The following is a 24,870-nucleotide window of genomic DNA, read 5'->3' on the forward strand; positions in this document are numbered from 1 at the left end:
AAACAAGATAAAACAAAAACCCCTTCAAACTCGGTAGCAGTGTGGGCTGCGAGACGAGTGTGAGGGGGTTTTTGGTGTGTGGAGAAAATAATTGGGTGGATGTGGTACAATCAAAAAAAATAGGGAACGGATGTTCGTTTTCGGGAGGTGAAATAGTAGTGGAAGAAAGAGTTAAGTTTTATGGATTAAGAGATTTATCAATAGGGTGGTATGAGAACCGAATTATTGAGTTAATAGAAAATTATTCATCAAAGAGTGAAAATGATTGGGACGTAAATGATGTCCTGGAATTATTTAATGTGAAAAAATTTATTGATCAATCTGTTTTTAAGGATTGGACTGAAGCAAGAATCAAAAAAGCAAAAGAAGTATCTAAAAAAGTTAATCGATTGTTTAACGAGTTTTTTACTAAAAAAGAAATTTTTGATATTTTGCATAATATTCACTTGTTAAACGCAGAATATTATGATGATTTTTTTGAATTATTAAGTAAGGTAAATATACATCAAATGGTGTCAGAAAGCGACTTCGAAATTGCGTATAAAAGCACCAAATTACCTATTAGATTTTTGCTTTTTTGATACGTATTTTATTGAACATTATCCTAATTTTACTAAAGAATATTTTTTAAGTGATTCTAAAAATTTGGAATTATTATTTAATGAATATTATGGTCGTAAAAAATTTTTTTATCCGAAGAAAATTTTCTCAGAAGAAATACAACAGCTGGTTAATAATTATATCGATAACCCTGAAGCGGAACTTTCTTATCTTTATACACTAAAACGTAGCGGTGTGAATACACTAAAAAGTAGTGGTGTGAAAATAAAAGGGGATGTTTTGGACGCAGGTCAGAAAGTTAAAATTGATGAAATTATTGTGTCCAGGTCTAAAGAAGTAGAGGAGGTGATTCGTAGTAAAACCACTTTCCAGGTTTCGATTAAGAAGGACGGAAAGAGTCAAGTTGACGAACGATTAAAAGCACCGTTAATCGATATATTCCTCGATGAAAATGGTATATATAATGAAAAATGGACGTATATTATTGATGAACAGGATCCTCTATTACACAAAAATAATAAGGGCTTGTGGTTTTTTTTACGATCAAAACTGAACTTATTTAACTTAGATGGTATTTCAATACTACCTAGTTACGAGAAGGCGGAAATTGGTATTTTTGAACGGCTAAATCAAATAGACAATATAAGACAATATTTGTACGGGGAACATTTTATAAAAAAACAAATATTTGCTAGAAAAAAATTAGGATTATTTATTAAAGTAATTAAAAACTTTGATAGTAGTATTGAAAGCATAATGAATTGGTTTTTCACTAGTTATATGTTTGATAAATACGGAATATTGTGGACAAAGTTTGAGATGCCAAGTTTAGACGAAAGTGTAATAAATAAATCGTCGACTTTATTTCGTTTTGAAGAGTATATAAGAAAACAATGGAATTTAACGGTAGAAAAAATAGAAGAAGGGAACCGATTTATTGAAACTGATTCAAGATTGATAAATTATTTAAATACTCCGTCTCATGACGAACTGAAATCAACTATACAGAATAATTATGTAGAGCTAAATCCAAAAGAAAACTATCCCATAAATATTACTAAGATGTTATTTGATGAAAATGAAGTACCGTTGATAGAAAATGATACGGAGGGATATACACTTTTTGAAAAAATACAACAAAATGAAATCCATTGGGATAATGTTTCACCGTATGCCAGAAAGTCAATTGAGTTTTTTGTTTCAAAACAACTCTTAGCAGAGACTTCAGATGGGAGGCTTGTATTCTCCAATTTGACACGGATTCATATTTTAAAGGCGGTTTACGATTGGCAGTCACTTAATTACTTTCAACTTAGCGATTCATCAAAAAAAGAATGCGACTTTTTGATTCGAGAGGGTATATTGGTTAGTTATAGTAGTTTATTCAGTCATGCAGAAAGTGACTATTTGGATTACGTGTTGAATAATAAAAAATTTGATAATAGCATGGCTATTAGAAATACTTATCAACATGGTATGCCTATCTATGATGATGAAAGTATCTATTCTGATGATTATTATGCTATACTTCTGATTTTAATAATGTATATGAATAAGTTTTATGATCAATTACTTTATAAATTTCATGTCATGAAGGTTGAGTAGCAATTTTTTCTGAAAGTGGCTAACTATCTATATTTAGCAGATAGTTAGTCTTTTTTTATGCAAAAAATACTATAAAAAAAGCCAAAAAGTTGATAACTTTTTGACTAAAAATACTATGCAATGGATAACTATTACTTACTTTTTGGCGGATAATATTTGGCGGAGCATCTCGTTTTCCACCTTTGAATAATTATTTGACCAGATGGCAGTATTCTTTCCAGCATCTTGTGGATTGTTTCGGGCGCTAGCGAGCGTGTTTCTAACAAGATCAGCACCAATTTTACCCCAAACTTCCTTTGGATCAAGCTCCCAATCTAGAGTTTCTGGATTAATCAAAACACGAAATGCTCCAAAAACAGGTAGTAAATAACCGGCTGCGATTTGATAGTTTGTGTCATTTTCTAAGAAAAGAGTCTTAAATTTTTTTTGATCATTTTTAGCAACAGTGATACCGCGCATTGCACCAAATTTTCCATTAGATTTGTACTCTAGATATTTATCGCGGAAGGTAAGTTCGATTAAGTCATAAAATTCAACTAGTGAGGGTAAAAGCTTAGCAAGATGTTCATATTTGCACGTTTGTTTGTCCAAATCATTTTTAACGTTCTTAAATACGGCTGCCTTACTGGAATATGCTTGTGTAGGCATTTCCTTATCAGAAGTGAAATCATACACATTATAAGCAAATAGCAGTTTTAGCAATTCGATAATTGGTAGGCGTTCTTTTGAATTGTCCTTGATAGCGATATCCTCGGCGTACGGTTCATTCGCAACAGCTCTTTTGATAAAGTCGAACTTATCATCTAATTCATACAAGGCAATATCTGAGACTGAAGCAGAGGTGTTACGGGCATCGGCAATGCGGGAAACTGTTAAATCATTTCCCACGATGACTTCCAAACGAACAAACTTGTCTAAGTCTTCGGCCATTTCGTCACGGTGCTCTTTAATAGCGGTGTAAGTATGTCCACCATCCAAAATACCAGTTTGTGTTGAATCGGTACCAAGATCTAATGTGATTGAATCGGTGTTAGTGTTGTACTTTAATGATTTCGCGACGATCACAATTCCACGATTATTAATATCAAAATCAGTATCGGGTGATTTAACGGCAGCGATTAGGGATTTGGCGACGGCAGTTCCCATTTTTGGTTTTCGAGGATTAATATCCATCTTGAAATCATCTGGTAAATCGCGAAAATTAACGTAAGCGATGTAAGTTGTTACACCGGGTTGTGATGGCGAGCTAATTGTTCGCAAGGTAGAAACCTTAAAGTTCTTTTTTTGATCCATGTCTAGATGCCTCCATCTATTATTTTTGTTTTCGGCTTAGCATTTTTATACAAGCCATACGTAAATAATAGAATTAAAATAAAATAAAAAAAGGAACCTAGGTTCGTATTTTATGACAATAAGGCAAAAAAGTACTGAAAATAGAGAATTGGGCCAATTTTTAAAACAGTTACGGAAAGGTTTAAAAGACATTCCAACTAGTCGAATGGGTTTTATTGAGGACCGTAGTGCAAAACGTTTTAACAACGAAGAATGGATTAGTGAAAAGACTTTAGGGAATTATGAGTCAGGAAAAAATATTCCCTCCCTGAAAGGTTTAGTAATGCTGGCTGCGGCATTGGAGGTGGATAAGGGATATTTGTTTGAAGAGGTAGTTAAAAGAATAAAGTGAAACTACAAATCATAATCAAACGTGTCGACTTACTTTTTATTTATCAAACGGTTTAACGTAACTGCTCACTGCAAATCATGCATTTATCAGGTAAAATAGAGAGAATATGTGAAAAAATATATTTGATTTTTAAGTACTGAGTGAAGTTTGGTAATTAGGTTAATCGGGGATGGAAAACGATGTCTGAAGAAAAATTTGAAAAAGCAGTAATTGAAAAACTTAAAAAAGAAGGTTGGACTTACCGCGAAGATTTGTCTAATAAAAAGGCAGAAGTATTAGAGCAAAACTGGCGTGAAGTGCTTAACGACAATAATCGAATCAAATTAAAGGATAAGCCTCTTTCTGATAATGAATTTGATAAATTAAAGCAGGAGCTGACGCATAATAAAACACCTTACGATGCCCAATTATTATTGGCGGGTGCTGGTGGGGTTGGTACGCTGCCACTAACACGTGACGATGGTAGCCAACTCGAAATTGAAATTTTTTATGGTGATGAAGTGGCTGGTGGACATTCTCGCTATGAAATTGTTAACCAGATTACTTTTGATAAATTACCAAGGACTCTTGGTCATAACCGACGAATCGATATTATGTTGTTGATTAACGGTTTGCCAGTTGGACATGTTGAAGAAAAGGATGAAACACGGGCTAATCAGCTGAGCGCCTTTGAGCAATTCCAGAAGTATGATTCAGATGGTATGTATGAAGGGCTCTTTTCATTCGTGCAGGTCATGTTTGTTCTCTCGCAGCATTCTGCTCATTATTTTGCACGACCAAAAAATTCAACGGAGTACAACCGTGAATTCTTATTTGGCTGGCGAGATGATGACGGGAACGACATCTCTGATGCCATGGTTTTCATTCATCAGGTAATGGGAATACCAGCCTTGCACCGGTTGGTTACTGTGAATATGATTCCGGATGCTGACAATGATAATTTGATGGTGATGCGATCCTATCAAATTCAAGCCACTCGGGCCATTATGGATCGGATGCGGGTCATGGAGAATAACCACCTCGTTGAAAAAGAAGGCGGCTATGTTTGGCATACAACCGGAAGTGGTAAGACCGTAACGTCGTTTAAGGTTGCCCAGTTACTAGCTTCCTTGCCACGCGTTCGTCATGTTTTGTTTATCGTAGACCGCGTTGATTTGGTGAACCAAACGGCAGAAAATTTCAAGTCATTTGCTTACAAAACGTTTGAAAAACGAATTCAGGTGGTTAAGGGTTATGAGTTGAAAAAGCTCTTCAAGCAAAAGGGTGGTCCATCGAATATTTTCTTAACCACCGTTCAGGGGCTTGATAAGGCTGTTAAAACAGGTTTGAAATCTGATGAACGAATGGTTATTTTGATGGATGAAGCGCATCGCTCCGCTAGTGGGGATGCGGTCGCAAATATTAAATCAGCTTTTCCAAAAACAACATGGTTTGCATTTACGGGAACGCCTAATTTTTACAGCGATGATGCAAATGATGTAAAAACGACACGAGCTGTTTCAACATATGATGTTTTTGGTCAACGTCTACATCGCTACACCATTAAAGATGCCATTAGTGATCAAAATGTCCTGGGCTTCGATGTCTCTTACTACACGCCAACCATTGAAAAGGATGCGGATAGCGATTTAACAGAGAAGGAATTGGAAAAAGCTGTTTATACTTCGTTACCATTCCGTGAGGCGGTGGTCGAGGATATTCGCGACCATTGGAATGAAAATCATTCTGGTCCCATTGAAATGGGTATTCGAGAACCCAACCAATTCCACGGCATGTTAGCAGTTTCTGGTAAGCAGGCAGTAGTGGCCTACTACAATCTATTTAAAAAATTAGCGCCAAATTTGCGAGTGGCCATGACCTATTCTCGTGATGAGGATAACGGAATGGGCTCTTCTGATTTACAAGAGTCGCTAAAGATTGCTATCAAGGACTATTCGACGTTTTATGGAACACATGACTTTTTTAATGATTCCGATCAAGAGCGTGCCTATTTAACAGATATCACGAAGAGAATTGCCCACAAAAAGCCTTACAACAGAAAGCTGACCGCAGAACAAGAAGCAGAAACGCCCCAGCGACTTGACTTAATTATTGTTTCTGACCAACTGTTAACAGGTTTTGACTCGAAATATGTCAATACGATTTATATGGATAAAATCCTAAAAGAGGGCTTGCTGATTCAGGCAATGTCACGAACTAACCGAACGATTGACCGCAGTGCGAAACCGCATGGGAAGGTTCGTTTTTTCCGTAAGGGCGAGATGATGGAAGATCGCGTGAAGCAAGCACTTATGATTTATACCCAGGGTGGTAATGATACTCAGCCTGATAAGGATAAGCTGAATAAAGATAAAGATGAATTGGAAAAGGATTTAATCACTGATGATATTCTGGCTCCGAAAAAGGCTAAGCAAATTCAAGAATTGATTCCACAAATTGATGAATTAAAGACAATGGCGGGGGAAGATTTCAGTGTAACTCCGCGGTCTGAAAAAGAGCGTGAACAATTTGTTCAGTTAGCTGCAGATGTTAACCATTCAGTGCAACGACTGGTGCAGCAAGGCTATAATATCGGTGATGAAATTGATGATGTTGATGCAAATGGCAATCAAAATGGGAAAAAGATTGCATTAAATTTGGAAGATAAAGAACATTTTGGTGCTTTGCAGGCTCGTTTGAACGACGTGAATCGTTTATTGCCACCTAAAAGACAGATTGATTTAACGAATATCCAGATTGCGATTGATTTGTATAGTCGTGAAATTATTGATTATGATCGATTGGTTGAATTAATCAATGAATACATGAAGGAAACCGTCGATACAAAGCGCGCGGAGATTGAAAAGCATATTGCCGCATTGAGTGATTCCGAGCGCAATGAAATCATCGAAATTTTGGATGGTATCGTTTCTGGTAAATACCGTGTTGCCTTTAATACCGAGACATTGGATCAAACACGACAAACTGTCCGGTCCGATCATCAAGAACTTATGATTCGTCGTTGGGCGGATGACCATCATCTAAGTGGTAATGCAATTATTACAGCGTATGAAGACTTTTTGCCAGGAGTGGGGTTGAATGACAATCCAAAGCTCAAGGCAAGATTAGAACAAATTGAAAATGACGAAAAGTTAGGTTTCTTTCAAATCGCTGATTTTGAAGATGGTGTCCAGGACTTTTTTGCAAAACTATAATAAACTTGGAGTAAATAATGGCATTAACAGCAGATAGACAAGCGTTGATTTGGAAAACATTGAATGAAACGCGAGGCAAAATCGAACCGTCAGAATATAAGAACTACATCTTTGGGATTATGTTTTATAAGTTCCTGTCAGAAAAAGCACAGCTTTGGCTTGACGAAATGCTACGAGGCGAAAAATGGGCTGATATTTGGGCGCAAGACCCTGAAAAGGCAAAAAATTTCATGCAAAGTCGTTTGGGCTATGTGATTGAACCCGGGGACATGTTTTCCGATTGGAAGGAGGCCATCAACACTGACAAGTTCAACATTATGATGGCCAAAGATGCTTTGACTCGCTTTGATAATGGCGTTAGCCCAGAAGCAAAATCAGATTATGCTGGTATCTTTTCGGATATCGACCTTGGTTCTTCACGATTGGGTGCTAACGCCCAGACGCGTGCTGCGACAATGATGGACTGGATTAACTTGATGGATGAAATCGAGTTAGATACCGATGCCGACGTGTTAGGTGACTTGTACGAATACTTGATTGGAATGTTTGCTGCTAATTCCGGTGCCAAAGCGGGAGAATTTTATACTCCTCACCAAGTTTCAGACATTATGGCTCGAATTTTGACTGCCGGTCGTGAAAATCAGGAGACGTATACCCTCTATGACCCAACAATGGGTTCAGGTTCATTACTGATCACCACGGCATCATACATGAAGAATGCTGGTGTCCAGGGGGCGATTAAGTACTATGGGCAAGAATTGATTACAACAACTTATAACTTGGCCCGAATGAACCTGATGATGCACGGTGTTGAGTATAACGATATTAATTTGCGTAACAGTGACACATTAGCTGGTGATTGGCCTGATGGAACTGTTGATGGGGTTGATTCACCTCGCATGTTTGATGCTGTTATGGCGAACCCACCTTATTCTCAAAAGTGGGATTCCGAAAACCGTGAAGACGATCCACGTTTTAAATTTGGTGTAGCGCCAAAGGGAAAGGCAGATTACGCCTTCCTATTGCATGGACTTTATCACTTGAATAACAACGGTCGAATGGCCATCGTCTTGCCACACGGAATTTTGTTCCGAGGAGCAGCCGAAGGACGAATTCGCCAAGCTCTGCTGGAAAACCGTAATATTAGCGCAGTGATTGGATTGCCTGCCAATATCTTTACGAATACAAGTATTCCAACAATTATCATGGTGCTTGAAAAGAACCGTGCCACTGATGATGTACTCTTTATTGATGCTTCTAAGGGATTCGAGAAGCAAAAGAACAGCAATAAGTTGCGGCAAGAAGATATTGAAAAGATTGTCGATACGTATTTGAAGCGTGAAGACGTCGAAAAGTACGCTCATGTAGCAACGATGGATGAAATTCGCGAAAACGATTTCAACCTTAACATTCCACGCTATGTCGACACTTTTGAAGAAGAAGAACCGATTGATTTGGTCAAAGTCAACCAAGACATCGTTTCAGTCGAAGCCGATATTAAGAAAGAAGAAGCTGAATTGCTAGAGCTGGTTAATCAATTGGCCGTAAATGATGATAGCAAGGCGGTTATTGACTCATTAAAGAATCTATTATCGGGAGGCAGTCATGAATAAGAATGTGCCGAAAATCCGATTTCAGGGATTTCATGACGATTGGGAACAGCGTAAGTTGGAAGGATTTTCTGATAAAACATTTGGCGGCGGAACACCAAAAACTTCTAATCCTCAATTTTGGAACGGAAGTATACCATGGATACAATCTTCTGATTTAAAAGTTGATAAGGTTCAGGCAGTTTCTGCAAAAAAACACATTACAGAAAAAGGTCTTGAAAGTTCCGCAACAAAGTTAATTCCAAAAAATTCCATCGCAATAGTTACTCGAGTTGGAGTTGGAAAGCTTTCTGTAATGCCTTATGAGTACGCAACAAGCCAAGACTTCTTATCACTTAGCTATTTAAATGTTGAAATTAATTTTGCGATATATGCTATATATCGCAAACTAATGCAAGAAGCACATAGTGTTCAGGGAACATCAATTAAGGGTATTACTAAATCTGAACTACTTTCAAAAAAAATAGCAACCCCATCAGAAAGTAAGGAACAAGAAAAAATAGGTTCTTTATTTGAACGGTTAGATAACCTCATCACCCTTCATCAGCGTAAGTTAAATTTGCTGCAAGAACAGAAAAAAAGTTTATTGCAAAAAATGTTTCCGAAAAAAGACGAAAAAATTCCGGAAATTCGTTTTAATGGTTTTACTGACGATTGGGAACAGCGTAAGTTTGGAGAAGTATTTGAAAAAAACACCGAGAAGAATAATGGACAATTTAATTCAGACAAAACTATATCTATTGCTAAAATGATCTACAAGCAGGAAGGCAACGGTGCCTCTAAAGAATCTTTAGATTCTTACAAAGTTCTTCGTATAGGAGATGTTGCGTTTGAAGGACATAAAAATAATCATTTTTTATTTGGACGTTTTGTTTTAAATGACCTAGGAAACGGTATTATGTCCCCTAGATTCACCACATTGCGCCCTATAGAAAAATATAATATTAGCTATTGGAAATACTTTATTCATTATGAACCAATTATGCGAAATAGCTTAGTCCGATCGACAAAATTGGGTACGATGATGAATGAACTAGTTGTCTCCGAATTTTTAAATCAATCATTTTTGATTCCATCTTCAAAAGAACAAAATAAGATTGGATCATTACTAAGTAATATAGATAACCTTATCACCCTTCATCAGCGTAAGCTTGATGCTTTGCAAGAACAGAAAAAGGGATTATTGCAAAAAATGTTCGTATAAATAAATCGAAAAAAGCAGGCCACGTGGCCTGCTTTTTTGTATTTTTCTCTTTATTTGGCACAATGAGGTTAGTTCACGTAGATATTTTTAAGAAGTGAATATAAATTTAACATGCAGATTCTAAAGGAGAAAATTATGTTAGAAAAGATAGCAAAAAATGAAAAATTTCATGTTTATTATAAGCAATGGATTACGGTTTATAAGGAAGGCGCTATACGGGAGGTGACAATGGCCAAATATATTATGTCGCACCAATGGCTAGTCAAACTCATACCTGATTTGAAATTAGAGGATTTAACAAGAATTTCATACCAACAATTATTAAATAATTATGCAGAAGAGCATGAGCGCCAAACAACGATGGATTTTCATCATCAGTTAAAGGGAGCCATACTTGATGCGGTAGACGAGGGACTTGTTGAGCGAGATCCGACGAGAAAAGCCATTATTAAGGGTAAACATCCTAGAGATAAAAAACCTAAATATTTAAATCAATTTGAATTACGAACAATGCTGAGTAATTTGAAATTAGACCAGGAAATTAACTGGGATTGGTTTATCCTATTGGTTGCTAAAACGGGTATGCGTTTTTCAGAAGCCTTGGCTTTGACACCAAAGGATTTTGATTTTCCGCATCAGATGCTCTCCGTTAACAAAACATGGAATTATAAAGGCAACGGGGGATTTTCTCCAACAAAAAATCATTCTTCTGTGCGGAAAATTCAATTAGATTGGCAGACTGTGATTCAATTTTCAGAGTTGGTGAAAGAACTCCCACAGGAACAGCCAATCTTTGTTGCTCCAGGTGAAAAAATTTATAATTCAACAATCAATAATATGTTAGCTCGAGTTTGCGAAAAGTCCGAAGTACCAGTGATATCTATTCACGGATTGCGGCATACACATGCTTCCTTGCTGCTATTTGCCGGCGTATCAATTGCGAGTGTAGCAAGGCGATTAGGTCATGCAAGTATGACAACTACACAAAAAACCTATTTGCATATTATTCAAGAACTAGAAAATAAGGATGTGGATTTAGTTATGCGGTCATTGTCGGGATTAAGTTAAATTCACAAGGGAAAGTGACCTACGCTGATGAAGGGTGATAAGGTTATCTAACCGTTCAAAAACTTTTCCTATTGTTCGTTGTTCATCAATTTCGGGTAACAAAATAGGCATTTTAGACATTGTTTTTCCCGATACTTCCAAGAACGTTGAGCCAGCTCCCATTTTTTCACCGTATTTCTTAAGAAGCTTTGAAAGTGAAAAAATAAAGTAGGTATCAAGTTTAGTTTCATCAGGAACTATTGATTGGAATCCTTGATTAGTTGTAGCGCTTTTCCTTAGGATTGCTGTATTTCCAATTCCTGCCCTTGAGGTAAATAGAATAGTTCCAATAGGTAATAATCTTGCAGAACTTTTGGATAATCCTAATTTAGTAATTGACCTCTTGCTGTGGGAAACATAAATACTGTCGCCAATCTCAGCTGGAGCGTACCAATCGATGTCACCGTTCCAATAACTTCCTTCCGTAGTGCTCGGTGTTCCACCACCAATAATATTAGCAACTTCCCCCAACTTACGCTGTTCCCAAGTATTAGCTGAAAAAAATAAAAACTTTATTTTTATCTTGTGAAAAATAAAGTTGGCTAATTATTTCTTTATTTTCTAAAAATCATCTTTACACTGATGAAGGGTGATAATCATGTCAAAACTATTCAGTAACTGCCCAATACTCTTCTGTTCTTCATGTTTCGGCACCGTAATTTCAAACTTCTCAAAAGTTGATTTATTAATAATTGCCGTTGCAGTTTGTCCAGCGATAGCCTTAAATCTAGGTGTTGCATTAATCATTGAATTTAAAATGAAGTCAGCATCATTTTCCTTAGGAATGATGGCATTAATCTGTTGATTAAAAGCTGCAGGAACCTCATTGACAGTATTTTTACCGATTGAAGCAATACTAGTGATTAAAACGGATTTTTCTGGTAATTGTCGAGCTTTCCCCCAGCCTTCGGCAGTAAGGTGTCGTTCTGAGTCATAGGTTTTAAGACTAGAAATGTCTGACGGTGTGATCCATACATGTCCGCTATCGTCATCATTCCAGTTTTCTGCTTCAGAGGTTTTAGGTGTGTTTCCTGTAACAACCTTACCTAAGCAACCCAACTTACGCTGTTCCCAAGTGTTGTAAATAATTCTAAATTATCTTAGTTATTCAAGAAATGTTATGATGGTTATATGTGAAAAAGGTATTTTGTATTTAACTACGATTTGAAGGTAAAAAGGGATGAAAGACGATTTAAAAGCAAAAAAGCACGTTAAAAGTGCAACAAAAGAAGGAATTGTCATGATGGCATTGCTTCAAATGCTGCAAAATGCAGGTGGCAAGATGGAAAAGAAGGCGGCAAAAAATATGTTGCCGCAAACGGATGACCGAATTTCTGATGAAATGATTCAGGAAGAAAAAGTTTCTAAAAAAACTGGTACCACTTATCGACCATTTAATTTCATTTTCAATTTTGCAGTGAAGCGTTTGCAGCTATTTGACTGCATTGAAAATTCTAGAGGGAAATTTCTGATTTTAACTGAAAAGGGGATGGAGTTAGATTTAAGCCAAACTAATGGAGAAAAAATTCGTTCGGCAACAGAAAAATTGATGAACGAATTATCAGAAAAGAATAAAAAGAAAAAAGAAACACAAAAACTAGTTGAAAATCCCAAGAATCGAGTTGTTGATCCTGAACCTGAAGATGATGATTCAGATGATATTAGCGACAGTACAGAAAGCTGGAAAGAAGAGCTTAAGGTTCAATTGCGTAAAATGGACCCAAGCAAATTTGAAAAGTTTAGTCGGCGCTTAATCCAAGAAATGGGCGCTCAAATTGATGATGAGATTGGAGTGAAGCTTTCACAGGACCATGGCTTAGATGGCTATGCTTATTTTGTCAGTGATGAGTTGCGGACTACTCGAGTGGCAATTCAATCGAAACGCTATAATAATCAAGTCGGTGATAAATACATTCGTGATTTTCGTGGATCAATTCAAAATGGAACAGATTACGGAATTTTGATTACGACGGATTACTTTACGCCAGCAGCGGTAAAGGAAGCGAAGGACCCATCAAAGTCAACGCCAATTACCTTGTTAGACTTAGACGATGTCGTTGATTTGGTTGAGAAACACCAATTATTTGTTAAACGAGTTGAGACTTATGAACTTGGTGATTTTTATTTTGAATAAGTAATGTTTCTGATGAAACGCACCGTGAATAAGTTTTCGACAATCTATCATTTTTCCCAAGTCCTCCTTGCTACACAGCATGGAGGACTTTTTCTTCATCAATCTGAAAAAAAGTGCTTGACAACTGAAAACACCGAAAACGGACAAACTACTTGCGGTTTGTCCTTTTTTGCTGATTTTTGGTGAAATCAGCCTGGCAGAAAATAGTTTTTATACTTTTGATGCGGACTAATATTGCCGGTTTGTTCGGTAAGTTGAGAGTTAGGGAAGTTAGACGACAATGTGTGGGAAAATGCTAGCGAATTTTTGGCTTTTACCTTATAAATGAAGTATCGAAACGAAAGGAGGTAGAACATGAGTAGCTTGATTCGATTGGTGGTCATTTGCATCAAGTATGTTTTCAAGCACTTAACCGATTCTTTTTTTGGGCGGCACACGGATAACTTTCGAGTGCAGCTCCATGTCACTAACCTAGTACAAAAGGAGGTTAACTGCTATGAACAATGGCAATGCGGCAACATCACAATCCATCAAAATGCAACAGGGCCAAAACACAGGCGCCCGAATGGTTCAAATAGGCGTAATAAATCAGTTTAATTATTATTGTGTTAATGAAACTCAACAGACCCGTTTGAATCAGGTTTACTATGTCAAAACAATCGCATCCCCGAGAACGAACCATCGGCATTTGCGGTGTTGCCGACAGTGCCTTAAACGAAAACAGTTCCTCAGCCCATTCATCATTTTCGGAAAAGGTATCATGTATGTCACGGTTTACTGCTATCTGAACTTTTCTCTTTTCAGACTCCACCAAGCCCGTTGGTCATCGTACCAAGTCTTATGCTAAAATGGTCAGAGCGGTTTTAACTTCAGTAACGCGATAAGGAGAAAAAATGTTTAAAGCGTACAAAAAGTTCTGGCAGAATTACGTTAACTTTAACGGTCGAACAACGCGAGCTGACTATTGGTGGTTTACTTTGGCCAATACCATTATTTGGTTACTTTGGATAGCGGTCTTTGCTGGTGTTGCTGTTGGGCCAATTATGAAGTATGTCGACCATGGGCGTTTCACGCAAGCCGATACGCCAATGTTAGGCCTATTAATCGTTTTGCTTTTACTGGCCCTCTTTTATGCATTGGCAACCTTCATTCCCAGATTATCACTGCAGTACCGACGAATCGTGGATACAGGTCTTAGTCCATGGTGGTTCCTCTTAGTTGTGATTGGCAAGTTCTTGTCAGTTAGTGCTGCGGCACAAAACAACGCAATCACAGCTGCTGTTTTCTTCTTAAACTTAGCTGTTTTTGTCATCAGCGTGTCTAAGGCAGATGCCTTCAAGAAAGAAAAATAAGTTCAGCGTACAAAAGTTAGTTGCAGGAAAGGATCCACGAAAGTGGGTCCTTTTTTGGTTTGTACTAAACATTCGGCAACGCTGGTGCTACAATGAGCAATAGAGAGTTCGAAAGGTCGGATAGCAAATGATTATGGTACAAGCATATAAAAATTATTGGCGGAAGTATTTGGACTTTTCTGGTCGAGCTTGTCTAGCTGATTTTTGGTTAGTGGTCTTTGACAATATCCTCTTGACGGTTGTGGTCCTTTTGCTAACAGGTGGATCCATTTGGGGATTGGCGCAACAACTGCTACACAATGATGTTTCCGGCATTGGTTTAGGTGTTGTTGGGATAGCAGCGTTGGCTTTGATTATTTCGCTATTTTACGGTTTAGCAACCATTATTCCCAACCTATCATTGCAGTATCGGCGTATCTTGGATACCGGACTGAGCGCCCGTTGGTTTGCCCTTCCTGTTGTGGCTTGGGTATTGGTCATTGCGTATGCCATTTTTCAAAATGGCCTCTTGCTTTTAGCTTTAGCTGTTGTGGAACTAGTTCTTCTGGTCATTAACTTAGCTGGAACTAATCGCTTTTCACATAAACGTTAATTTCTTTGATGCCTGGCCGTTGGTCGGGCTTTTTTATATGACAATAATTTTTTTGAGGCAAGTTGACTTATGATACTAAAGCTTTAAAAATCAGTCATTTTTTAGTAGTTCTGATTTAAGAAGCGTGGTAAGATAAGAACGATTGAGAGAAAAGTAAAATGGGAGATATAAATGTTATCTGCTTACAAGGATTATTGGAAGAAGTATTTCCGTTTTTCTGGTCGGTCAACCCGGTCTGATTTTTGGTGGGTTGTCCTGGCTAACGTTTTAATTGGTATTTTGGTAACAATGATTAGTAGCGGTTCAGTCGTTTCTGCACTGGGGTCTGCCTTTAATAATGGCAATCAGGAGCAAGCAGCGACTGGCTTGGCTGGTTTTACGGTTGTTTTTATTGTTTTGTATCAATTGCTAACAATTATTCCCAATTTGTCTTTGCAAAGTCGCCGGATTATTGACACTGGCTTAAGTGGTTGGTGGTTTATTCTGGTCGTTTTAGCTTATCTCTTGCCATGGGCTTCGCTAGTAGCTTTACTAAGCGATGCCTATCACGCTGCTAATGGCAGCGGTACATCAAATTCTCTCTGGCTCATGATTCTTTGGGTCATTGTTGAAATTGTCCTATTGGTGATTAACTTAACACCAACCGATGCTTTCGGTCGGCACCGTTCTTGATTTGTGTGCAAAGCAGCCCGGTTGGGCTGTTTTTTAGTGTTAAAGCGGACAAAAGACTTTTTTAGAATGCTTCTTGATGGTATAATGTCGGAGGCTGATTTATCCGGAGAGGGGGTGAGAAGGATGATACAAATATATAAACAATATTGGGAAGACTATTTCCATTTCAAGGGTCAGACTTCTCGCTCGGAGTATTGGTCAGTGTTTTTGATTAACACCGTGATTAGCCTCTTAGGTTATTGGTTGATCTTGTACTTACTAGATAATTTGGTCAGAACAGTTGTTTCCGTTGCCGATAATTCGAAGGCCTACTGGGTTGTATTAGTGACATTGATTTTTGTAACCTTTTTGCTGACAGTCTTTTTGATGCTCAATTTCATTCCATTTCTGTCGATTTCTTACCGCCGCTACCGCGATACGGGTTTGACGCCCTGGGCTTTCATTATTGAGCCTGTAGCAATTTGCTTAGCCATGGCCGTTTACTATTATGAAACGAAGGCTTATGAAACAAATATCAGCATGCCTTTGTGGCTAATTCCAGTTTTACTGGTGTTGGTATTGGCGGATTTTTTGATTAAAATTTTGCCGACGGGGACTTTTAATAAAATCTAAAAAGCCATTGGCCGTCAACCGGTCAATGGTTTTATTTGTTTTATAGATAATTTGTCCTCTTGCAGTAGTCTTTGCTAGGCTGAATAATCGTAGTTATAATGAAATGTGTAATACGTTCGTAAACAAAGGAGGAGCGTCAGTGAGTCATGCAACTATTAAAAATAAAACAGTTTCGACTCGTGTGACTCCGGAAATTAGTGAACGAGCTAAAGCGCATTAAAACCATACCTTAAAAGGAAAATGGCAAGGTTATCGGGAATTTCATCCAGCCAGATATGGCAGCTATGGAAAACAGTATGACGGCTGGATTGTGGTTTATCAGCTCGATAATGACGAATTGATTTTACTGCTAGTCACGACCGGACCGCATGAAGTGCTGACAAAGTAGATAAAAGTAAAGCCCCTGATTTCCATTCGAAATCAGGGGCCTTTTTGAATTATATAGAAACGAGGTAGTGCTTAGTTCGCTTCATCAAACACGACTTGGCCGTCTTCAAAGGCAGCAATCTTAGCCAAAGAGTGGATGTTCGTTAAGCCAGCTTCGATGGCAGCTTGGCGACCAGGTTGGAATGACTTTTCAATCACAATGCCGGCCCCGACGATTGTAGCACCTGCATCATCGGCTAAGGCCTTCATACCGAGCAAGGCCTGGCCGTTGGCGAGGAAGTCGTCAATTAGCAAGACGTGATCATCGGCCGATAAGAAGCGCTTATCAATCCTGATTTGGTTGGTGCTTTGCTTCGTGTATGAATAAACGTCTGCGGTGTAGGCATCGTCTGAAAGGATGCGAGACTTGGACTTGCGCGCAAAGACAACGGGAACATCGAGGCTTAGGCCGGCCATTACGGCTGGGGCGATACCAGAGGCTTCAACCGTAATCACCTTGGTGATGCCCTGGTCTTTGAAGAGACGGGCAAATTCGGCACCCATGGCCTGCATCAGCTTCGGATCAATTTGATGGTTTAAAAAGGAATCAACCTTCAAAATATCAGCGCCTAAGACGCGGCCGTCTTCTTTAATTCGTGCTTCTAATTCCTTCATGAGGACTCCTTTATCAAGACCGCTTACAAGCGGCAATCTAATTAATATTTTACCAAGGGTAAAAGCTTGCTACAAGGGCAAAAGTTGGCATTCAGTAAGAGATATGGTACATTAAAAACTAATGAAACGAGGATTATGTCGATGCCAAATCAGCAAGACAAGCTCATCAAGTGGATGAGGCTTACCAAAACCTTTCTATTAAATCTGGCCGCCTTTTTGGGTTTCTTCGCCCTTGAATATGCGGCGATGGTCTTTATCCAGGGTTCAGTTTATTTTTCCGGTCAGCACCGTTATGGGCTGTTGGTACTTGGCCTTGGTTTGGCGTATTGCTTTGTGCGCTTTGGTCTGCAGGCCATTAGAGATAATAAGACTAAGTTATCTTTTTCTTTGAAGAAAATTGCTTGGCCAACCAAATCAGAATTTGGAACCATTATTGCGGCCTACCTGCTGGGTTGGTCGGGGATGGTCATCTGGAACGAAATTGAAATTTTGTTCTTTTATAAGTTGACCCACGGAACAACGGAAAACCAGTCGGCCATTGATAACATCATGCAGGCCGGTGGTCACTATTCATTGGTCATGTTTTCGTTGATCATTGTCTTCTTAGGACCAGTGATGGAAGAAATCCTGTTCCGCGGACTCTTCTTCCGTTATTTCAAATCGGTGAAGTTCCCTTGGTTGGTCGTCGTGCTGTCGGCTTTGTCCTTTGGCCTTTATCACCTGAGCTCTTACACTTGGGTATCGCTCTTGGACCTACCACCGTATGCAATCATCGGATTTTCGCTGGCTTACGTTTACAAGAAAACGGACAAGTTATCATCCTCGATTATCATGCACGTTTTCCACAATGGCTGGATTCAGGTCATCTCGATTATCACCTTGCTCCAACATTAATTTTATTTTCTATCAAATCAGGCCTGCGCTTACTCGCAGGCCTTTTTTAGTGGGGTAAAGAGTAGGTGGAGCGACGGTTAAGCATAAGCAACAGTTGGACGGCCGGTTAAAGAGCAGATGGACCGCCTATCCAATCCGTGTGGAAAAATAAAAAAATCTGTTGTCCTTGTACCCAGGTCGATCATCAGCGAGACTGATTTTGCAGCTGGGAGAACAGCAGATTTTTTAGCTGGATGAACTTAAGCGTTAACGTCTTGATCAGCCTTTGGCCAGCCGTTCAAGAGCAAGTTCAGGATCACGGCAACAACGGTCGTCATGACAACACCGTTGGTCATCACCATTTGCAATTGCTCTGGCAAGTGAGCCAAGAGGGTTGGCACTGAGCTAATGCCCAAACCAGCGCCGATTGACAAGCCGGCAGTCAAGAGGTTGCCTTCCTTGTTTAAGTCGACCTTACCAAGGATTTGCAAACCTTGGATGGCAATCGTTGAGAACATGACCATCATGGCGCCACCCAAGACGGCTGAAGGGATGATGGTTGCCAAGGAACCAAACTTTGGCAAAAGTCCCAAAACCAAGAGCAAGCAAGCGGCATAGTAAATGGGTTGCTTAGTCTTCACACCTGAAAGGCGAACAACGGCCACATTTTGTGAGAAGGTTGAGTAAGGGAAGGTATTGAAAATTCCAGAAAGGACAACGGCCAAACCTTCGGCACGGTAACCACGGGCCAAGTCCTTTTGTTCTAATTTCTTACCAGTCAAATCAGCCAAGGCAAAGTAAACGCCAGTGGCTTCGACCATGGCAGTCAAGACAATGATGATCATCGTCAATGAAGCAGACCATGAGAAAGTTGGTGTTCCCAAGAAGAATGGTTGGGGAAGGTGGAACCAAGCAGCGTCAGCAACTGGCTTCAATGACACGCGACCAAGGGCGGCTGCGAAGAGGGTTCCTAAAATAATCCCCATCAAGACGGCGATGGCCTTCAAGAAGCCCTTGGCGAACTTCATCAACAATAACGTCAAAACGATGGTTACAAAACCAATTACGAGGTTCTGCCATTCACCAAACGACTTGGCTGTTAAGCTGCCGCCACCCCAGTTTTGGAGGGCGATTGGGATCAAGCTCAAACCAATAACAGTAATCAATGAGCCAGTAACAACCGGTGGGAAGAAGGCGCGCAAACGAGCAAAGGTCCCAGCAATCAAAATGACGAAAAGACCAGCCACGATTGTAGCACCGTACATTGCGCCCCAGCCAAGGCTTGAGCCAATGTTAATCAATGGTGAAACTGCTTGGATTGATGAGCCCAAAACAACGGGCAAAGCGATACCAGTGATTGGCGTTTGCTTCAATTGGAAGAGCGTTGCCAAACCAGTACAGAAAATATCAACTGAAATCAAGTAAGCCAGTTGCGTACTATTGAAGTGCAGGGCTGTTCCAATCAACAGTGGTACCAAAATGGAACCAGCGTACATAGCCAGCACGTGTTGCAACCCTAAGAGTAGGGCCTGAAACTTTGGAAGGGGGTGGTTGGGTGTTTCCATGAGATCTCCTGTGCTTGACCAACCATCCTTGGTTGGTCAAAAGTTATGATAAAAAACAAAAATATCGGAGTAGTCCCGTCCCGCAGACAACAAAAAAAGCACGCAGTACCCAAGCGTGCTCAAAAAACCCTTGGTGATAGTCGCCCTTTTTGCCGGGCGGTAGAGACTTGGCTAGCATTAAAAGCCGGATATAACTCCAATACGGTACTAATATTATAGCAGGTATGAACTTTAAAAGATACAAATACCATTGGAATGGTCGGAAAATCAGAAAAGTGCATGAAATCAGCTGGGTCTTCGACTTGGCTGATTTTTTAAGTGGGGTCATTCTAATAAATGACATCTTCCTTACATTTTGAAAACAGGGTGCATAAGGGTGATGACCTTTAATGTTGATTAGAATGGGTCTGGCATTCTTGTAAAAATAAGGTTTTAGTCTTTTCCTTTATTAATGTGACTAAATAGTATAAAATGTTTCATATTTAATATAAAATAATCGCAAAAGTAATATAATGACTTTAGAACGATTACATATCAAAATAATGGCGAATTTAGCTATCTTTTTGATACGGTTGCCTTTTGGTAGAAAAAAGGCGATATCAATAAGTGGACTAATCGATGTTAGTCCCAGGGGGCGCAAATGAATCGTAATCAAGACTTAAATAAAACGATTAAAGAACATTTTAAGATGTACAAGGCAGGTAAGGTGTGGCTGGTTGCCGGTATTACCTTGAGTTTCTTATCCCTTGGTTCAGGCAGCCTGGCTGCTCATGCGGATAGCATTGCGAAGTCCGGCGAAAGTAGCCAAACGGACGGCGGTAGTCAGTTGACTGCGACGAATTCAGCTGCTACCAGTACGGCTAGTGTCACCAGCCAACAAACTGCGCAGGTCAGTCAAACGGCGTTCATTGCTACCAGCTTGTCTGTGAGTCAGTCGCAATCGACTTCAACGAGCAGTTCGACCAGTCAATCGCAGTTAAACTCGGAAAGCGTTTCGACGAGCCAATCACAATCAACTTCGGCTAGTGCATCAACAAGCCAGTCACAGTCAATTTCGGCCAGTGCGTCAACAAGCCAGTCACAGTCAAGTGTGGCTGGATCGACGACTAACCAATCGCAATCACTGTCGGCTAGTGTCTCGGCCAGCCAGTCGTTGGCGCTGTTGCACAGTGGACAAGGTCAGGCCAACACTCAATTTATCACCAGCCAGTCAACGCAGACGACGGCACAAGCTGGCACAACAGACGAAAACGTTAGTGCTTTAAGTCTGGGGACAACGGCGGTAACACCCGAGGCCTTGGCGCAGTCTGATTTGGCAGACCAAGGTACTGTCCTTGGGGATAGTAGTGACAGCAGCACGACCAGTCAGTCGTCGAGCGGTAGTCAAACCAGCACGAGCCCGGCACCCACGGCTGTGCAGTCGATGGCTGACGACCAGACGGCCCGGTCACAGTTTAATAGTACGGTTGCTAGCAACACGACTAGCCAATCAAATCAGGTCAACCCATCAAGCATTACCATTAGCCAGTCTGATCAGCTCACTAATATTGCCCAATACAAAGCGCAGGACCAAGCCAATAATTCTTATGCGGCGGTCACCGACTGGGCTTCTTTTAAGGCTGCTTATTTAAATGACAATATTCGCTTTATCGATATTCAAAATGATATTACGAACCCAAATGCGGGCAATTACAATGACCTTTCCGAACGTACCCAGAACATTATTATTCAAGGAAATGGTCACCAATTGAACCTGGGGCAAGCGGCGATGTGGACCGGCGTTTCACCCAATGTTGCCAGCAATGGGACTGGTGGATCAACCTTTACAATTACCAATACCAATTTGGTTCAGTACGATGCCTGGAATTCAACTGGTGAATCTGGTTCTATCGGAAAAGGCGGTTATCCGAATGCGGCCATTTCTAGCTATAGCCAAAATAACTCCGATGGTGGCTGGATTTATAACATTGATAACGTTAGCTTGAATGGCCCACAAGGGATTACTGGCCCGGCTAATCAGCAACCAGAACACTTACTGGATGCTGAGGGTTCGTACGCCATTTTCTCTGGTAATGTGACTGTTAATTCGACCCAGGAAATGGCTCGGATTAGTAAGGTTGATATCGTCAATGGTGCTAATGTGAACTTCCAGTTGGCCAATGGTGCTAACGTTACTAGTAATACGGGCGATGGTTCGCCAATGTTTAACTTCTCGAGCCTGGCAACCGCCCAATCACAGGGGTCGGCTATTACTGGATCCGACCATATGTTCCGGGTTGGGGATGGTGCCTCGGTCAGCGGAGGATTTTATCACTCAGGTGCAGCAGCACCTGGCTTATTTAACTATGGTCTCGTTTATGGTAGTTATCAGGGGATGGAAATCGGTGATAACGTTACCTGGACTTTGGACGGTTACCGGCACTTATTAGACCAATTGAACTACAATGGCTCTAATCCAAATAACCGCCAGTATATTTTTGGTCGGAACTTTACGGTTAATATTCTTAATAACCAGGATAATTTGTCGGGCGTGACTGCACTTGACGGTCGTGACTTTATTACAACAAGCGACAATACGAATGCCAATATCTACTTTTATCCTGGCTTAACCCTTTCTTTTAAGCAGTTTAATACTCAGGATTATGCCCAATCGATTAAGTTAGGCGCTGGAACAACGCTGGAGATTGATGAGCCCCGCCTTTTCTATGTTGGGCTCTTTGATTCCAATAATAATGGTTATTACTATGCCGGTCATGTGGATAATATCGGTGGCTTTAACGGTCAAATGTTTACGTTGGGTAATGGTGCTCAATTTATTATCAAGGGTGTTAAGACCAGCCTTTGGACCAACGGAACCTCAAGTAATTCAAACCCAACGCCCATCTATGCAACGGATGGTGGTACTTTAGTCGTTACAAACCAAAACGTTACTTTAACTTCTCGAGATGGTACTCAATTACCGGCTAGTTCGGTGAATACCAATAATATCCGTGAAGTTCGGGCCGATAATACCGGCGGCAACGGGGTCGTGAACGTTGACTATGTCGATGAAACCGGTAAGGTCGTCAAGCAGATTCAGGTCGATGTTTCTGATTTGAAGAAGTATTATCCGGGCGAAGTCGTTTCCTTGGTCAATTCCAACATCGTCAATGATCAAATGCCAACGGGCTATCGCTGGGCCTTGGGTTCTGAGATTCCAAGCACTGCAGCGAGTGATCATCAAAGTGGTGGGGATTCGACAACAACAGCCGATGACGGGACTGCGGATGGGCAAGCCAATAATTTGATTGTGCCCGTCAACGATATGTCCTTTACCTATAAGGTTTATGTTTATGGTCTGCCTGAAACCGTTCAATACCAGTATGTTGATGAAAATACTGGCAAGGTCTTGCCGGGTCAGCTGTCTGGTGGAACCGGCTCGGAATTAACGTCCGGTTTGATGACCGCTAATTACGGCAATACCATTGATTGGACCAAGCAGTACTACACAACTACGAATGTTCCAACCGGCTACCACTACGATGCCAACAATACCAACCAGACCAAGTCCACTGTTGTGAGCGATAACAATGGCTTAGTGACGATTTACGTGGCTGGGAACACGCAAAATATTCAGCCAGTTTACGAAAATCAGCATGGCAACATGCTTCAATCTGTGCCAAGTCTGACGATTCAAGGTATTACGGGTCAGACACTTTCTTCTTTGCCACAACCAGAGGTTGATGGTTTTTCAATTTATCAAACGCAGGTTAATGGTCAAGTTGTTGACCCAACCAAGCCTTATACCTTTGGTCCTAGTGACCAGATTACTTTCCTTTATGAAACGAATGCCGATCGAGTTTCAGATTTGAGTAATCTGATTTATGCTGAGGAAACCAAGGAAAACGGCATTATTAACAACGATTCGACCCTGAATAAGACGGTAAAAGCCAGCCAGGTGAGCCAGGTTGGGGATGCTCGGCAAGCGGCCTTAACGAAATTAAGTGCTGGATCCGGTAACGCCTTGAACGACATTTTTGCTCAGGGAATTGCGACTATTGATGCAGTCTATCACACCGGTTTGCCAATCGAGACGCAGCGGGCGGACTGCTTGACGGACTTGCAAACTGTGGCAACGAAAACCAAGACGACCATCAATGCCGACACAACGTTAACTACCGCTCAAATGGCGAGTGAGTCGGCAGCGGTTGATGCTGATTTACAGGCAGGTCAAACAGCTATCAAAGCAGCCACGGATATCGATGGCATTTATGATTCTTTCAATACTTACAGCACTAAGATTCAGGGTGAGTACAAGACTGGTGAGGCTATTTCTGGTCAAAAGTCGGATGCTAATAATGCCATTAATGGTGCGGGCAATCAAACTCACCAGGATATTAACAATGATCCAACTATCGATACAGCAACCAAAACGGCTGAAAACAATGCTGTTAATAAGGCCAATTCGGATGCTTTAATCAATATCCAAAATGCCCAAACAGCCCAACAGGTTGCGGATGCCTTGGCTAATGGCCTGGCTGCAATTAAAGCGGCCCACGTTTCTGGGACACCGCTGACGCAACAGCAAAGTGCTGAAGAACAGGCGGTTCAGCAGGCAGCTAATACCGCAACCGGAATCATTAGCGGCGATCAAACATTAACGAAGAGTGATCAGGATGCGCAAAATCAAAAGGTTTATAACTTTGCGAGTGCTGCTATCACGGCTATTTCGAATGCCCAGGATGCGCAAAGCATCGAAACCTTAGCGAATACAGCCATTCAAAATATCAATGCGGTGCACCAGTCTGGACCAGCGGTCAGTGATCAATTGGCCGCTGCCATTGCCAAGCTGAACGCCGAGGCCTTGAAGGTTACCAACGCTATTAATACCGATCCGACCCTAACGACCGCCAAGCAACAGCAGGAAAGCGCCGGTGTGACGGCTGCGCAAAACACGGCGTTGAACCTCCTAAACAGCCAAACAACGGCCCAGGGAATCCAGCAGCAGTTATCAGATGGTGTGTTGACGATTGATAACCAACATCAGTCTGGTGACGATTTAACGCAGCAAAAAAAATGATGCCA

General features: G+C 40.5%; 18 protein-coding genes and 2 pseudogenes. 15 read left to right on the forward strand and 5 right to left on the reverse strand.

The window, feature by feature from the left end:
* The first annotated feature begins 74 nt into the window (after positions 1-74).
* Positions 75-581 carry a hypothetical protein gene (locus FT12353_RS06040; RefSeq protein WP_203619104.1) on the forward strand — a complete coding sequence of 169 codons (507 nt, stop codon included), beginning with the start codon at positions 75-77 and terminating at the stop codon, positions 579-581.
* Entirely contained in the window at positions 535-2,166 is a 1,632-nt protein-coding gene (locus FT12353_RS06045) for a hypothetical protein (protein WP_203619106.1), read from the forward strand. Before FT12353_RS06040 ends, FT12353_RS06045 begins: the two co-directional genes overlap by 47 nt.
* A 135-nt stretch (positions 2,167-2,301) precedes the next feature.
* Here the strand turns inward: FT12353_RS06045 and FT12353_RS06050 are convergent, their stop codons facing one another.
* Positions 2,302-3,459, reverse strand: coding sequence for an AIPR family protein (locus FT12353_RS06050; RefSeq protein WP_203619108.1), 1,158 nt, complete (start codon positions 3,457-3,459; stop codon positions 2,302-2,304).
* Positions 3,460-3,571: 112 nt separating this feature from the next.
* Between FT12353_RS06050 and FT12353_RS06055 the strand changes: the two genes are divergently transcribed.
* The 5 genes from FT12353_RS06055 to FT12353_RS06075 all read left to right on the forward strand — a co-directional run bounded on the left by FT12353_RS06055 (position 3,572) and on the right by FT12353_RS06075 (position 10,926).
* Positions 3,572-3,850 (forward strand): helix-turn-helix domain-containing protein, encoded by a 279-nt coding sequence (locus tag FT12353_RS06055; RefSeq protein WP_203619110.1) that lies wholly within the window; start codon positions 3,572-3,574, stop codon positions 3,848-3,850.
* Positions 3,851-4,029: 179 nt separating this feature from the next.
* Positions 4,030-7,044, forward strand: a complete 3,015-nt coding sequence (locus FT12353_RS06060) for a type I restriction endonuclease subunit R (RefSeq protein ID WP_203619112.1) — start codon at positions 4,030-4,032, stop codon at positions 7,042-7,044.
* A 17-nt stretch (positions 7,045-7,061) separates the two neighbouring features.
* Positions 7,062-8,657, forward strand: a complete 1,596-nt coding sequence (locus FT12353_RS06065; protein WP_203619114.1) for a type I restriction-modification system subunit M — start codon at positions 7,062-7,064, stop codon at positions 8,655-8,657.
* Positions 8,650-9,858 carry a restriction endonuclease subunit S gene (locus FT12353_RS06070; RefSeq protein ID WP_203619127.1) on the forward strand — a complete coding sequence of 403 codons (1,209 nt, stop codon included), beginning with the start codon at positions 8,650-8,652 and terminating at the stop codon, positions 9,856-9,858. The genes FT12353_RS06065 and FT12353_RS06070 overlap by 8 nt, the downstream gene beginning before the upstream one ends.
* Positions 9,859-9,969: 111 nt before the next feature.
* Positions 9,970-10,926 carry a site-specific integrase gene (locus tag FT12353_RS06075; protein WP_373299342.1) on the forward strand — a complete coding sequence of 319 codons (957 nt, stop codon included), beginning with the start codon at positions 9,970-9,972 and terminating at the stop codon, positions 10,924-10,926.
* An 18-nt stretch (positions 10,927-10,944) separates the two neighbouring features.
* On the opposite strand, the pseudogene FT12353_RS06080 reads toward FT12353_RS06075, so the two are convergent.
* Positions 10,945-11,499 (reverse strand): annotated as a pseudogene (locus tag FT12353_RS06080) (restriction endonuclease subunit S); the annotation flags it as partial.
* Between the two features lie 27 nt (positions 11,500-11,526).
* Positions 11,527-12,054, reverse strand: a complete 528-nt coding sequence (locus FT12353_RS06085; RefSeq protein WP_308438132.1) for a restriction endonuclease subunit S — start codon at positions 12,052-12,054, stop codon at positions 11,527-11,529.
* Between the two features lie 91 nt (positions 12,055-12,145).
* Between FT12353_RS06085 and FT12353_RS06090 the strand changes: the two genes are divergently transcribed.
* The 6 genes and pseudogenes from FT12353_RS06090 to FT12353_RS06115 form a co-directional block, all read left to right on the forward strand.
* Complete coding sequence (locus tag FT12353_RS06090; RefSeq protein ID WP_168778968.1) at positions 12,146-13,099, forward strand: restriction endonuclease; 954 nt, start codon at positions 12,146-12,148, stop codon at positions 13,097-13,099.
* An 893-nt stretch (positions 13,100-13,992) separates the two neighbouring features.
* Positions 13,993-14,451 carry a DUF805 domain-containing protein gene (locus tag FT12353_RS06095; protein ID WP_203619147.1) on the forward strand — a complete coding sequence of 153 codons (459 nt, stop codon included), beginning with the start codon at positions 13,993-13,995 and terminating at the stop codon, positions 14,449-14,451.
* 133 nt (positions 14,452-14,584) lie between these two features.
* A complete protein-coding gene (locus FT12353_RS06100) occupies positions 14,585-15,043 on the forward strand; it encodes a DUF805 domain-containing protein (RefSeq protein ID WP_168778969.1) in 459 nt (152 codons plus the stop codon).
* Positions 15,044-15,214: 171 nt separating this feature from the next.
* Entirely contained in the window at positions 15,215-15,715 is a 501-nt protein-coding gene (locus tag FT12353_RS06105; protein ID WP_168778970.1) for a DUF805 domain-containing protein, read from the forward strand.
* A gap of 123 nt (positions 15,716-15,838) precedes the next feature.
* Positions 15,839-16,327: a DUF805 domain-containing protein gene (locus FT12353_RS06110; protein WP_203619149.1), complete on the forward strand. Its 489-nt coding sequence runs from the start codon at positions 15,839-15,841 to the stop codon at positions 16,325-16,327.
* A 220-nt stretch (positions 16,328-16,547) separates the two neighbouring features.
* Positions 16,548-16,715: pseudogene (locus FT12353_RS06115) on the forward strand (type II toxin-antitoxin system YafQ family toxin); the annotation flags it as partial.
* Between the two features lie 71 nt (positions 16,716-16,786).
* Here FT12353_RS06115 and FT12353_RS06120 read toward each other — a convergent pair.
* The gene (locus FT12353_RS06120; protein WP_203619150.1) at positions 16,787-17,368 is read right to left on the reverse strand and encodes a xanthine phosphoribosyltransferase; all 582 of its coding nucleotides are present in this window, start codon (positions 17,366-17,368) and stop codon (positions 16,787-16,789) included.
* A gap of 141 nt (positions 17,369-17,509) precedes the next feature.
* Here FT12353_RS06120 and FT12353_RS06125 point away from each other — a divergent pair, with 141 nt between their 5' ends.
* Positions 17,510-18,262, forward strand: coding sequence for a CPBP family intramembrane glutamic endopeptidase (locus FT12353_RS06125; RefSeq protein WP_203619151.1), 753 nt, complete (start codon positions 17,510-17,512; stop codon positions 18,260-18,262).
* 239 nt (positions 18,263-18,501) lie between these two features.
* On the opposite strand, the gene FT12353_RS06130 is transcribed toward FT12353_RS06125, so the two are convergent.
* Positions 18,502-19,806, reverse strand: coding sequence for a nucleobase:cation symporter-2 family protein (locus tag FT12353_RS06130; protein ID WP_059393869.1), 1,305 nt, complete (start codon positions 19,804-19,806; stop codon positions 18,502-18,504).
* Positions 19,807-20,446: 640 nt separating this feature from the next.
* Between FT12353_RS06130 and FT12353_RS06135 the strand changes: the two genes are divergently transcribed.
* Complete coding sequence (locus FT12353_RS06135) at positions 20,447-24,865, forward strand: pectate lyase-like adhesive domain-containing protein (RefSeq protein WP_203619152.1); 4,419 nt, start codon at positions 20,447-20,449, stop codon at positions 24,863-24,865.
* Positions 24,866-24,870 lie beyond the last annotated feature (5 nt).

The organism is Fructobacillus tropaeoli, assembly GCF_016860625.1.
Taxonomy (GTDB): domain Bacteria; phylum Bacillota; class Bacilli; order Lactobacillales; family Lactobacillaceae; genus Fructobacillus; species Fructobacillus tropaeoli.